9 protein-coding genes are annotated in these 13,387 nt (G+C 56.7%); 1 reads left to right on the plus strand and 8 read right to left on the minus strand.

The genetic code is table 11. The annotated features are described in order from the left end of the window. Positions 1-98: 98 nt before the first annotated feature. The gene (locus tag PM3016_RS20150; RefSeq protein WP_014370722.1) at positions 99-1,061 is read right to left on the minus strand and encodes a glycoside hydrolase family 113; all 963 of its coding nucleotides are present in this window, start codon (positions 1,059-1,061) and stop codon (positions 99-101) included. A 39-nt stretch (positions 1,062-1,100) separates the two neighbouring features. Continuing rightward, positions 1,101-3,266: an alpha-galactosidase gene (locus PM3016_RS20155; protein ID WP_014370723.1), complete on the minus strand. Its 2,166-nt coding sequence runs from the start codon at positions 3,264-3,266 to the stop codon at positions 1,101-1,103. 131 nt (positions 3,267-3,397) lie between these two features. Here PM3016_RS20155 and PM3016_RS20160 point away from each other — a divergent pair, with 131 nt between their 5' ends. After that, positions 3,398-4,228, plus strand: a complete 831-nt coding sequence (locus PM3016_RS20160) for an AraC family transcriptional regulator (protein ID WP_014370724.1) — start codon at positions 3,398-3,400, stop codon at positions 4,226-4,228. Positions 4,229-4,351: 123 nt separating this feature from the next. Here PM3016_RS20160 and PM3016_RS20165 read toward each other — a convergent pair whose 3' ends face one another. From PM3016_RS20165 to PM3016_RS20190, 6 genes are all read right to left on the minus strand, one after another. Then, positions 4,352-5,881: a glycosyl hydrolase gene (locus tag PM3016_RS20165; RefSeq protein WP_014370725.1), complete on the minus strand. Its 1,530-nt coding sequence runs from the start codon at positions 5,879-5,881 to the stop codon at positions 4,352-4,354. A 343-nt stretch (positions 5,882-6,224) separates the two neighbouring features. Continuing rightward, a complete protein-coding gene (locus PM3016_RS20170) occupies positions 6,225-7,700 on the minus strand; it encodes a protein adenylyltransferase SelO (protein ID WP_013918366.1) in 1,476 nt (491 codons plus the stop codon). A gap of 374 nt (positions 7,701-8,074) precedes the next feature. Continuing rightward, entirely contained in the window at positions 8,075-10,390 is a 2,316-nt protein-coding gene (locus PM3016_RS20175; RefSeq protein ID WP_014370726.1) for an Ig-like domain-containing protein, read from the minus strand. Positions 10,391-10,663: 273 nt separating this feature from the next. Further along, positions 10,664-11,224, minus strand: a complete 561-nt coding sequence (locus PM3016_RS20180; protein ID WP_014370727.1) for an MFS transporter — start codon at positions 11,222-11,224, stop codon at positions 10,664-10,666. 4 nt (positions 11,225-11,228) lie between these two features. Next, entirely contained in the window at positions 11,229-12,665 is a 1,437-nt protein-coding gene (locus tag PM3016_RS20185; RefSeq protein ID WP_014370728.1) for an FAD-binding oxidoreductase, read from the minus strand. Positions 12,666-12,688: 23 nt separating this feature from the next. Next, entirely contained in the window at positions 12,689-13,186 is a 498-nt protein-coding gene (locus PM3016_RS20190; RefSeq protein ID WP_014370729.1) for a hypothetical protein, read from the minus strand. Positions 13,187-13,387: the final 201 nt, after the last annotated feature.

The following is a 13,387-nucleotide window of genomic DNA, read 5'->3' on the forward strand; positions in this document are numbered from 1 at the left end:
TTGCACGCGAGCTGAATCGAACCCGGGTGAGATATACATTCTTAAAATGGAAAGAAAGCCTAAGGCTCAGGGCTTTAGGCTCTCATGGAATCCAAACATTACTTGTTGTGATACCATTCCTTCAAGACAGTCTCGGCACGTTTACCGTAAATATCAAACCCCAGGTCCAGCTTTGCTTCCGAAAGAGGATACAAATTCACACTCCAATCCCACCAGAAATACCCTCCGAACCACGGCTGCTCCCAAAATACTTTCATGACGGAGCTGTAAAAATTCGCTTGTTCTTCTTCACTGAAGGGAAGATCCGTATGTGAAAAATCCCAGGGCATGGTCGCGCAGCCCAGAGCACTGCGGCAGCCAATTTCCATGAATACAATCGGCTTGTTGAATTTTTTATGCAGCTTTTCCAGGTTGTCACGGACCCCGAGCCACTTGGCGATCATGTTTTCTTCCGTATCCCCAGGTACACTGCCGACAGGATAATAGGCACTCGTTCCGATGAGGTCCACCTGATCGAACCAGGCGACCCCCTCTTCCTTCCCATGATTCGCATTATAGATTAAAGGTCCGGAATACACTTCCCGTACACGGGATATAACCTTGATCCAGCGTTCCGTTTGTGATTCGGTTTTGATCATTTCGCAGCCGATGCAAAACATCTCACATCCAAGCTCTTCCGCAAGCTCGGCATAGTGTACCAAAAAATGAGTGTACGATTCAAACCACCGGTCCCAATATCGCTGGGACTGGCTCTCTTCCTCAGGAAATCCGATATGCGCCCGCCAGATCCCGTCTCGGGAATTGACGACCGGCTTGAGGCAAACTTTCAGTCCCGCCGCCTTGGCCTCGGCTGCCGCAAATTGGATATCCCGGTCCGTCATGGTGTATCCGTAATCAAACAGGATCTCCGTGGAATGAACAGACTCCTGCCATGTCCAAAACGACAAAGCAATCCACTCGCTCCCGGTCTCTTTCAGCTTCTGAATGGAGTCCACAGCCTCCGGTGTCCGATAGCTGCCCCGAGTGGCATTCCACCCCCATGTCATCCCTTTACAAAACATACGTTCCGTTATGGTAACCGCCTCCTTCGTATTGAACTTTCAGCTGCTGAAAGACGTTTGCTCTGCCTTTAGGTAATAAATCTTACTCGTAAAGTCGCCATGCAGCGGAGGAAGGATCAACCCCATGTGCATTAAACGGTCTCCGCCGTAAACCTCTCCGCTCTCTTCAAGGACATAATCATAACCCGCATTCAGCCCCTTCAGCCTCAGCCAACTTTGCGGCGGGTTCGGCTGTGCGAGCACCCGGAAGAAGCATACCAGCGCTTCCCTCTGATCCTCCGACACAAACATCCAGGCGGTTTCATTGCCGGCAAACGGACTCTTCAACCGGAAAAATTCACCCTGTTGAACGAGAGGCCGGAAGCGTTTGTAGCGGGTTACTTGTGCGGCAACCTGATCTTTCTCCTCTTCCGTAAACTTGGTAAGGTCAAGCTCGTATCCAAAGTTTCCTGACATGGCTACATCGCCGCGGGTGGTGAGGGGAGTAAGGCGGCCCACCTGATGATTCGGTACAGCGGAAACGTGGGCTCCGATGGTGCTGATGGGATACACCATGCTTGTCCCATACTGAATTTTCAGCCGCTCGACCGCATCCGTATTATCGCTGGTCCAGGTTTGAGGCATGTAATAAAGCATCCCCGGGTCAAACCGGCCGCCGCCGCTCGCACAGCTTTCGAACAGAATGTGCGGAAAGGCAGATGTCAATCGTTCCAGCAGTTCATACAGGCCCAGCACATAACGGTGGGCAATTTCCATTTGGCGTTCCGGCGGCGCTGCCGCGGACCCGATCTCCGAAAGCCCCCGATTCATATCCCATTTGATATAGGCAACCGGCACGGAGGAGAAAATCCGTGACAACGAGTCGAAGATATAGTCGCGAACCTCTTGGCGTGAGAAGTCCAGTACCAACTGGGTACGGGCCAGCGTTCTTCGCCGCCCTTCCACGTGCAGGCACCAGTCCGGATGTCTGCGGTAAAGGCCGCTGTCCGGCGAAACCATCTCGGGCTCTACCCAAAGTCCAAACTGCAGACCCTGACGGTTGATTCGCCCGGCGAGCTCGTTTAGGCCCTCGGGCAGCTTATTGCGGTCCTCCACCCAGTCGCCGAGTGAGGTTGTGTCATCGTTGCGCTTGCCGAACCATCCGTCATCCAGCACAAACAGCTCGATCCCAAGCTCCGCCCCCGATTTGGCGATAGCCTCCAGCTTGTCCGCAGTAAAGTCAAAATAGGTTGCTTCCCAGTTGTTCACAAGAATCGGGCGTTCCTGGTCCCGGTGAACGCCTCTGCACAGCCGGGTGCGGTACAGCTTGTGATACGTTCGGGACATGGCGCCAAGTCCATCCGCTGAATAGACCATAACGGCTTCCGGGGTCTGAAAGGAGGCTCCCCGCTCTAACTGCCAAGCAAACTCGAAGGGGTTAATTCCTATCGAGACGCGGACACATCCCATCGAATCGACTTCGGCATCCGCCGTAAAGTTCCCGCTGTACACCAAGCTGAATCCATATACCTCACCTTGATCTTCGTTTGCCTCAGGAGACAGCAGAGCGAGAAACGGATTGAGCTGGTGGCTGCTCATGCCCCGTCTGCTTTCGACCTTGAAGCTCCCCGGTCCAAGCGGCCGGCGTTCGATCTGCGTTTCCCGTGTCCAGGCTCCTGCGAGATACAGCATGTCATAATCGGACTTCTCCATATCGACGCTTGCACTCAGCGCCCGAAGAATCCGCAGGGATTCCTGACCGCCGTTGATCAGCACTGCCGAACGGGTAATCGCATTACACCCGGCAAACACGGTGTAACGAAGCAGTACCTTCAGGCCCGAGTATTCGTCTGCCAGGGTTAACTCGAGCGTCTCCGCTTCATCTTCCGATTCCACGTACACGGAGGGAAGACCCTCCAGCTTGGGCTTCCCTGCGCTGATCCGGTAGTCCTGATAGACCAGTTCCGTGATTCGGCTTCCGTCCGATAATTGGACCTGATAGGCAGGACTTCGAAAGTCCCCGCTTCCATACTGTGGATATTCCTGCGCGTACCGGTCCAGATTGGTGTGCGAATACACGCTGAAGTTCGAGAGATTGCTGTCCTCACGCAGCGGTTGGCCCCAATATACATGCACCGGGTACCCGTTTACGATTTGCAGGATATAGCTCGTGTCTTTCGCCTTAAGATGGAATGTTTGCGATTGTTCGTCAACTATGATTGGCACGTTTATAACCCCCCAGGTTCATCAAATGCTCACTTCATCTTAGCGCCCCGGATACAGCAAGGTAAATGGCAGCATACTTTATAAATATGGTATAATGCTAGATAACCAAATTCTACGATCCGAGGAGTTCCATGATCGAATACCTGCCTAAACATACGCATCACCGGGATCTGCACCTGAATCAGTATGGCATGGAGCAGTGCATTCCCGGTCACTATTTCGGTCCTGCGGTGAGGGACCACTATCTGATTCACTTCGTTTTGAGCGGCAGCGGGATGTTCGTGACTGGCCGTCAAACCCACCGGCTCTCGCAGGGTCAGGGCTTTCTGATCTGCCCCCACACCGTTACCTATTATCAGGCAGACTCTTTCCATCCCTGGAAATACTGCTGGATCGGTTTTTCGGGTCTGCAGGCCGAAATTTTTTTGAAGCAGGCGGGCCTGCACACCGATGCTCCCATCTTCAACTTTGATATGAACGAAGAGTGGGATACCTATTTCTCGGCCATCATGGAATCGAAGCAAACGCCCCGGGGGCGCGATCTCAAATTAACCGGGCTGCTCTATCTCATGCTGTCCCTTCTCGTTCAATGCAGCGCCACCACGGACTACACGGAGCTCGTCACGAACGACCGGAAGCAGTTCTATGTGAACCAGGTGCTTGATTTTATTGAAATGAATTATTCGAACCGGTTCTCTGTTAGCGATATAGCCGATTTTGTAGGATTAAACCGCAGTTACCTGTGTTCCTTGTTTAAGGATCACGTCCATTGCAGCATTCAGTCTTATCTGGTTCAATACCGGATTCAAAAAGCGTGTGAGCTTATGAAGCAGAGGGAGCTTTCCATTGGCGACATATCGCGCTCGGTAGGCTATGAGGATCCTCTTCTGTTCTCCAAAATGTTCAGGAAAGCAATGGGGGTTCCTCCCAAGCAGTACCGCACAGGCCTACTGATGGAGTAAACGCGCGCAGGCTTCCATATGGCATTAGGCTAGTTTATACCGACAGCCGGTTTGATCCGAAAAGACAAACTCCCAGGTTCCTATTCAGAACAAAGGAGTTTGTCTGCAGTCGGAGTGTCCTTATTATTTCGTGCCCCCGCCGGAAGCGGAGTCTTCTGCATCGCAGTTTGTGTACAAATCCGATGGCAATTCGTCAAGTGTAATGACGTAATCGTGGTTATAAACCTTATTCAGATGTGCAGCCGTATTCACAATGCCATCATTGATGATGCTGCCCGTCCATGTATTGAAGAAGCTCCAATCTGCTCCGTAAGCTTGCAGCAGATCCGGATCCGGAATCGGACCGTTCTCCGCGAGCGCGACGAGTTTTTTGTCGTTTACCAAAGAGAGCATGCTCTCATACTTGGCACTGATTGAATTATAATCTCCCGCAGGATTGTAAATATCGATGCTGGCCATATCCACGACATCATCGCCTGGATACCAATCCGCCTTCTCGGAATTCCATACCCAAATGAGATTGTTCAAGCCGTGATCGTTCGTCAGGCGGTCGTACATGAGACGCCACAGTTGTTTCGTTGGTTCGGAACCTTTGGCGCCCCACCAAAACCAGCCTCCTTCCGCTTCGTGAAGCGGTCTCCACAGAACCGGCACACCCGCATCCTGTAAGCGCTTTAACTGAAATGCGATCGCGTCGATATCGCGGATCAGAAGTTGATAGTCCTCCGAATCCGGATTCTCCAGAGCGTACTGCACATCGAAGGTTGTGAACTCGGTGTAGAAACCTCTCCACCATTCTTTACCCGGCTCGTTATAGAGTCCCGTGGGTGCGTTCCAGTGCCAGCAAAGCGCCACGATGCCTCCGCGGTCCTTGTACCAGCTGATCATCTTTTCGACTTCATTCGAAGAGGCGCCATACTCCACACGCGAAGGGGAATAATCCATCAGATCGGTTGAGAAAATAGCGGGTAACTTACCGGTTTGCTGGTTAATCCATTCGATGCTTGAGAGCTCCTGCTGACCGGAAATGATTTTATTGCCATACTGGCTAACCAGATAATTCATCAATGCTCTCGTTTCCTTCGTTGCATTCGGGTTAGTAAGCGAACTCTTGACGTCATGATCGTCAGGCGCAGCTGCAGCAGTTAACTTAATGTAGTCGATGTAATAATATCCCCAGTACGGTTCAATCACAATCGTGTTGGTTCCTGCCTGGAGCATCACTTTGCCGCCCGACACCTCAACGAAATTACTCGCTGCGGCTAACGATACTTCGGATGTTGCTCCATTGACGACCAAGTGCGTCTTCTTGTCTCCGAAAGGGGCGCTATAGCCGATTGATATATCGTACAGTTCTGGAGCCGCTGCGTTGTAAGTAAGCGTAACCGATCCGTCGCTCTGGAACGATGCATACCCACTGCCGGAGTAACCGGTTCCTTCTGTGCCGATCGATACGCTGTCTTTCAGTATGCCGTTTTCGGCCTCAAGCTTGATGCCCTCCGCGGACGGGCTGGCCGGAGCGGCTTTCACGACTCTTTTCCCTTCATCAACATTCGCTGCATGAATGGCTGAATGGGAACCCACCGATCCTAGCAGCGAAGCAATCAACGCCAAACGAATCATACCCGAAGCCTTCCTCGACCATGGAATCACCGTATTTATTCCTCCTTATTGCTTTGTAATAGAAGCCTTCCCCTCATTGAATCCGCTTTCTTAAAAGGATTAAACACCGCCATTCTTTGTTTATTTGTTTTCGAAAACAATACGATCGCCGGCAAATCAAGCGTATCATCCTGTCTGGGTAAAGGTAACCGGAGAAATCCGACATTCCTCATATAAAAATGAGTGTTTTTCGGATGAATCATCAACGGTACCGATCACCAAAAAAGCAGCCGTTTCTGTTATGAGAAACGGCTGCCCAATTTTTACTTGACCTCACTCGGACGCAAACCAGGGCCTCGTAGGAGACCCTGGTTTGCGTCTGTGCGCTTCGGGATCAAGTCCCGCAGTAGGTGCGGTATGGCCGGGTGGAATCCGCCGGAAGCGAGCAGTACCCTTCCTGTTCCGGCGTGTAGGCATAAGGCTTCGTGACCGCTTCGAGCAGCCGATGCATCACGCTGAAATCCCCGTCGTTCTCCGCGGCTTCCAGCGCTTCTTCGACCCGGTGGTTGCGGGGAATGACCGCGGGATTGCTGCTGCGCATCAGCTCGCGCGAGGCGGCTTCGGTCTCCTGCTGCCGGCCGAGCCTTGCCTTCCACTGCTCCTGCCAACGGGCAAACTCTTCGGTGCCGAACAAAGTCTCCGCTCCCTGCTGCCCCAGCGTCAGCGCGCGGAACGTATTGGTGTAGTCCGCCCGGTGCTCGTGCATCAGCCGGAGCAGGCCGTCGACCAAAGCTTCGTCCTCCGGTTCTTCGCCGAAGAGGCCCAGCTTGGCCCGCATCCCCGCCAGCCAATGGCTCTGGTACAAGCCGTTGAACTGCGAGATCGCCTCCTCCGCCAGCTTGACCGCCTGCTCGTCATCCTCGTGAAGAAGCGGCAGCAGCGTTTCGGCGAAGCGGGCCAGGTTCCAGCCCCCGATCCGCGGCTGGTTGCGGTAGGCGTAGCGGCCCTGCGAGTCGATGGAACTGAATACCGTCGCCGGGTCGTAGGTGTCCATGAAGGCACATGGACCGTAGTCAATGGTCTCTCCGCTGATCGTCATGTTGTCGGTGTTCATGACGCCGTGGATGAAGCCGGCCAGCATCCACTTCGCGATCAGCGCCGCCTGGCGCTGAACGACGCCCTTCAGCAGCGAGAGATAGCGGTCGTCATCCTTCGGAATCTCCGGATAATGCCGCTCCAGCGTATAATCCGCCAGGGCACGGAGATCCTCCGTATTGCCCCGCGCGGCTGCATACTGGAAGGTGCCTACCCGGATGTGGCTGGCCGCAACACGGGTCAGCACCGCACCCGGCAGGTCCCTCTCCCGCGTCACCGGCTGTCCGGTGGAAGCAACGGCCAGGCTGCGGGTCGTCGGAATCCCAAGGGCATGCATCGCCTCACTGATGATGTATTCGCGCAGCATCGGGCCCAGCGCAGCCCGACCGTCGCCGCCGCGGGAGTACGGCGTGCGGCCGGAGCCCTTCAGCTGAATATCGACCCGCTTGCCGCCCGGCGTAATCTGTTCGCCGAGCAGCAGCGCACGGCCGTCGCCGAGCATCGTGAAGTGCCCGAACTGGTGCCCGCAGTAAGCCTGGGCCAGCGGCCTGGCCCCATCGGGTACGCGGCTGCCGGCGAAGATCTCGGCTCCTTCGGCGCTCTGCAGGGCTTCCGGATTCAAGCCCAGGGAGACGGCTAGAGAGCGGTTCAGCATAACGAGCTCCGGGGAGCGGACCGCCGAAGGCCCCTGTTCGGAGAAGAAAGCCTCCGGCAGCCGGGCATAGCTGTTATCGAAGTTCCATCCGGATTCTATAATGGCATGATTCTCAGTCATTGGTTCTCCTTTTTATCCTGGGTATGGATAGGTTATAGTATACTGCTTCGGATTCCCTCAGCAGGCAATCCCTGGTAGTGTTTGTTTCTTTGCACTTATTATACCCCCTGCGGCATGGGGTGACGCCTGATCCGGCTTGCGGCGCGGCGGACAGCCATCGTGCGCTGCCGGTCACAGGAAGAATCTTCCCTACTAGTAACCATACTACATTGCTTGGCATGCCGCCAGCGTTGAACCCGTTTGAGATTCGCCAACGAACTCTTCCCCTTGCAACAGCAGGACCTTCCTTCCCCCATCGTACGACAAAAGCCCAGCTCTGCGCCTGTTCGCAGAACTGGGCCTTCACATGTATTCGAAGCGCCGAGCTTACTGCTCTACTCGCCGCTGCGCTTGGTTTCGGTGTTCCCTTCCAAGGTAATGCCCGAGAAGCGGGCCGTATTGTAATTGACGATGTCACTCGAGTTTTTGGCGGCATCCACCGCAAAGCCGATATACAGCTTCTCGCTCATCGGAATGTCGGCCGAACCTACCTCAGTCCACTGGACTCCGTCCGCCGAGGCATAACCGGTGAGGACCTCCCCTTTGCGCTCGATCTTGAGCCAGTAAGGGATCGTCGTCCCCTTCAAGGCCGGCAGACCGGCATCCTCCGGGAAGTCGGTCTCGCCCGGAGCGGCGATCGTTTCACCCTGCTTCAAGCGTGATGAGAAGAAGACGCCGTAAGGCGAGCCTTCATCCGCCTTGACCACGGAAGCGCTGATCAGCGCGGTCGGCGAATCGGGCTCGAGGCTTTGGCGGATCATCAGGCCGGAGAGGGCGTTGTTGTCGACCATGGTCAACGAGTCGATCCGGGCGGTCAGGGAGGCATCCCCGGTTACTTCGCGGTAGGCGAACTGGAACGCATCCGCCGTCCCGAATATCCGCCCTGCGCCTTTGACCGTGATTCCGTCTGCGGTGACCGCCGCATTGCCCTCAATCCCCACGCTGCCGATATCCTTGGAGGTCCATGCGCCCGTCTGCTTCATGACGTTGACATGAATCGGCATCGACGTCGTCTGGGTCTCGTTGCCCTCCTTGTCAACCGCTTTGGCGGATACGAACCATGTCCCTTCCGGCGCATCCCTCCACGTGTAATCAAAGGAGCCGCCGCTCGACACGCCGATCAGCACATCATTGCGGTAATATTCGACCTTGGCGATCCGGTGCTTGTCCTGCAGCTTCACGTTCAGGCGGATCGGGCTGCCGGCCTTGTGAACGCTGTTCAGCTCAGGAGAGCGCAGCTCGACCTCCGGATTGGACGGCGCATGGTTCATGTCGACCAGCGAATTCAAATACAGCTCGAGGTTCGAATAACCGGAAGCGGTAATGAATCTGCCGTCCTGCGTGTCTGCCGCATTCAGCCCCTGCTTCGCTTCCCAGGCATCCGGCATCCCGTCATGGTCCGTATCCGCCGGCGCAGGAAGTGACTTCAGCTGCGGAAAGCCGCCTGCTTCCCATTCGTTATTGATGAGCCGGCCGGTCCCCTGCTTCACATCACGGACGATCCGGGCATCGGCCGCGTCCCTGCGAGGATACGTCGCCCCGGCCTTGGCCAGCACTTCCTGATAGGCTTGTCCGGCAGGCCGAATGTTCAGCGTGTCATGCCCGGCTACCTCGTAAGGTGCGTCTGAGAATTCGGTTCCGCTTTTGACTTCCTGAATTCCGAGCGTGTTGTCCGCCGTGACCGCCGTATTGCCGTGCATGGTGTTGCCGGCGATATGAAACCAGCTCAGCTTCCCGTCCTGTCCGGGACTCACCAGACGCTCCTTGACGTTCTCGTACGTGGAAGGTCCCGGTTTGTAATAGTTGCCGATGACGTTGGTCTTCTGGTCGTTGCCGCCATAAGTGGAGTTGAAGCCCCAGTTGTAGATGACATTATTCACGAGATCCGTGCTTCCGACCGGATACACCTTGTTCCCTCCGTTGCCCAGTGCCGGTGCCCGGCTGACGTGGCTCGCGATCAGGTTGTTCGAGAAGGTGGCATTGCCTCCGCCCCAGATGCCCCCGTACCCGTGCCGCCCCTTGACATGGCCCGAGATCAGCAGGCTCTCGCTGATGATGCTCCACTGCACGGTCGTTTCGGCGTTGCGGTACATCGACAGGGTCTCATCTACCGACCAGCTCGCCGAGATGTGATCAATGATCGCATTCTTGACATCCCGCCCGCCGAAGGCGTCCGGCTCCGCATCCTTATGCTCGCTGCCCGGTCTGAACCGGAGGTAGCGTACGATCAGGTTCTCCGAACCCGAGATGTCCGTGCCATAGCCGGCTACCGCGATGCCGTCCCCCGGAGCCGTCTGCCCAGCGATCGTCAGGTTCTTCTGATTGATCTTCAGCGGCTGCTTCAGATGAATCGTACCCGACAGCCGGAAAACCACCGTCCGGTTCCCCTGGGAAACCGCATCCCTCAGGGAGCCGGGAATCGGTGTTTCCCCTGCCTCGTAGTCTTCGAGTGTAGTGACTTCATATACCTCGCCGCCGCGGCCGCCGCTTGCGTACATGCCTCCGCCTTCCGCACCCGGGAAAGCCGGCACCTTAGCGGTAGCCGCTGCCGCTGCCTCAGCCTGCCCTGAGCCTCCGGAGAAGCCGCCGCCCGTTAGGCCTGCCGCCACCAGGGATGCGGCTGTGATCCCCAACCAGATCTTTCGATTCATCGTGTCGTCCTCCTTCGTAGGTATGTTCCCTGCCCTGCTGCCTGTCGTTCTGGTCCTCCTTCCTGTCCCTCCTTCCTGCTCCTGCTTCCCATTATTCACGCTCCTTCCGCTTCAGGCTATATCTCCCGGACAACCGGATGGCCTAACCATAACACGGTTGTACGCTGTCCCTCCGTGTAGCTCTCAAGCAACTTCATGTGCAGGAGGCAACCAGCCCGTGCAAAAGAGGCCCCGCCCCATCATCTGGGGGCCGGAGCCCTGCTTATGCGCAAATCATGCGGATGGCGTACCCCGCCGCTTCGCGGTCTTGTTGTACCGCCGCACGGCCCAGGCGCTGGCTGCGTACAGAATGGCGCTGAAATAGAACAGCACATCGATCGTCAGCCAGTCGATGACATATCCGCCGAGAATGACCGCAGCGCCCGAGGCCAGCGAGGTCCAGAATTGGTAATTCGCCATGTCCGGGCCGCGGGTCCCCGGCTGCGTCCCGTCGGCCAGCAGAAGCCGCTCCCCCATCCGCTGCATGGCGCTGCAGGCGCCCATCACGAGCTGAAGCGCGAGCACCCAGCCGTAGGAAGCCACCCAGGGGAAGAGCAGCATCGCGGCGGTCATCCCGAGCGGGCTCCAGACGAGCAAACTTGCTCCAAGCCGGTCAAGCCGGGGACCGAGCCACTGGGAGGCCAGGGCTCCGCTCACGGTGAATACGGCGAAGGCCAGCCCGTACTTCGAGTAGCTGTTGCCGAGGTTCTTGAGGAAGAGCAGATAATACGGATAGATCATGCCTCCGGCCAGCGTCACGACGCTCTGGGTCCGGATGAGCCACTGGATCGACATAGGCTTAGTCCCCTCTGTATTGGTCATAGAATCCGTTCATGAATAGGTGCTGCGGATCATAGCGGTCTTTCATGGCGAAGAAGTCCCCGCTCTCCGGGTACGCCTTCCGGAACTGCTCCTGCGTCGGATAGGCGGCATAGGGAAGATAATACGTTCCCCGGTGCCGCAGGACCGCATCGAGAATGCGCTGAATCCCCTGGCGGAAGTCCTGCTGCTCCGCATCCGACAGCGAGACGTTGAACAGGCAGACGAGCGCGAACATGTCCTCTCTCGCATAGGACAGCTTCGCTTCCTGATCCTGCGCCACGTAGCGGACCGTAATGTTCAAGAGATTGAGCTCTTCCTCGGGAAGAATCTTCTTCAGCTCCTCCACGAATCCGGAGAACTCATCCAGCGGGATAAAATATTCCTGCAGCAGGTCGTTCCTCCCCGCCGTGCGGTATTCCATGAACCCGGACTCGGAGCGCATCGCATTGTTGCGGCTGATCCGGGTGCCATTTTGGTGTGCGGCAAAATAGTTCTTCTGCAGAGACCAGAACACATTCTTGCCCCAGGGGGAAGAACGGTTCAAGTGAAACAGAAGCTTCGACGGCACCACGCCGGACTCCCGCTTCAGCAGCGTGCTGTACCGGGACAGATCGGCGCTGCTCTCGCTGAGGTAATGGATCGCGTACATATCGCTGAGATACCCGTCCGGGGCGACGGAGATCCGGGCGATGTGCATGCGGACATCCGGATCCCCGAGCACGCGGCGGCGGAAATAATCCGTATACGAAGCGGTGTCGGTGAACTCCGCGGCGATCCGGTACACTTCGTCCTCCGTCAGAGTCAGCGTCACATCCAGGATGATGCCGAAGAGCCCGTAGCCTCCCAGGGCCAGCGGGAACAGCTCGGCGTTCTCCGTCCGGCTGACATGGCGCACCTGCCCGTCTGCCGTCAGCAGGCGGAACGACTCCACGCTTCCAATCAGAGAGCCATGCCGGATATCCCGCCCGTGCGCGTTGATGCTGATCGACCCGCCGACGGTAAAAATATTCTGCGACTGCATGCTTTTGACCGCCAGTCCGTAAGGGTTGACGGCATCCTGCACCTCCTTCCAGGTCGCCCCGGCCTGCACGCGGATCGTCCGGGCCTGCGGATCGACGGCTAGGACCTTGTTGAAGGAAGTCATATCGATGACGATGCCGTCTTCGTAGTAGGTGTGGCCGCCCTGGCTGTGCCGCTGCCCCGCAAGGGACACCGTAAGCCCCTTTTGCCGTGCCTCGCGCAGCAGAGCGGTCAGCTGCTCCTCTTCCCTGCCCTGCACAACCCGTTCCACCTTCACGGGATGCAGCCGGCTGTAGTCGGTGATCCGGAACGGGTCCTGGTCGGGGGTATCATTATGTATATACTGAAAGACGCACAAGGCGGCGAAGAGGAGGAGCGCTATTGTTTTTTTCATGTGGATTCTCTCCGTTCGGCCGTTTATTCGATCACGATTTTGAGTGCTGAGGCCTGCTGGGGATACGAGTCTGCGATGAATCCCGTAGTCCAGACTTGAGCTTCCTTCCCGACCAGGGAGCTGTCCATGCCCTTGGACTTGGCTGCGGCTCCGCCGATCCTCAGGATGCCGTCAGGCTGCAGATTGACCCACATGGCCTCCGGAAGATCGCTGCTTCCGACCTTCTTTTGCTCATCGACAATAAGAATCCGGTCCCCGTCCGCATCCCGGACGATCCCCGTGATATCCGGCTCTCCCCGGCAGCAGCTCCACACGGTAAGGTTGAGCGGAAATTCGCTTCCGGCCGCCGCGAAGACCGCCTCCCGGATCTCCTCCTGTTCCTCTGCGGTAATGATTTTCTCGATATCCTGGGCGGAGCGGATCTGCAGGAGCACCTCGTTCGCCCCCACCCCTAGGGCCATGAACCGGATGGAAAACCGCTCTTCCAGCTGGGCCTGTACTCCGGTAATCCGCTCTTTCATCTCCAGCAGCGGCTGCTGATTCCGCTTCTTATCGACCGGCTGAACAACCTGATCAGATATGCTTTGTGACGCAGCCCCGCATCCTGTGGCGACGGCGGTGGCAAGCGCCGCAAGAAGCCATTTTCGTACTATGATTTCCAGCCTCCCTCTTACGCTTCTGACCCATAGACGTAAAACCGGCCGTAAGGTTGCTGTACTCAG

Source organism: Paenibacillus mucilaginosus 3016, from assembly GCF_000250655.1.
Classification (GTDB): Bacteria; Bacillota; Bacilli; order Paenibacillales; family NBRC-103111; genus Paenibacillus_G; species Paenibacillus_G mucilaginosus.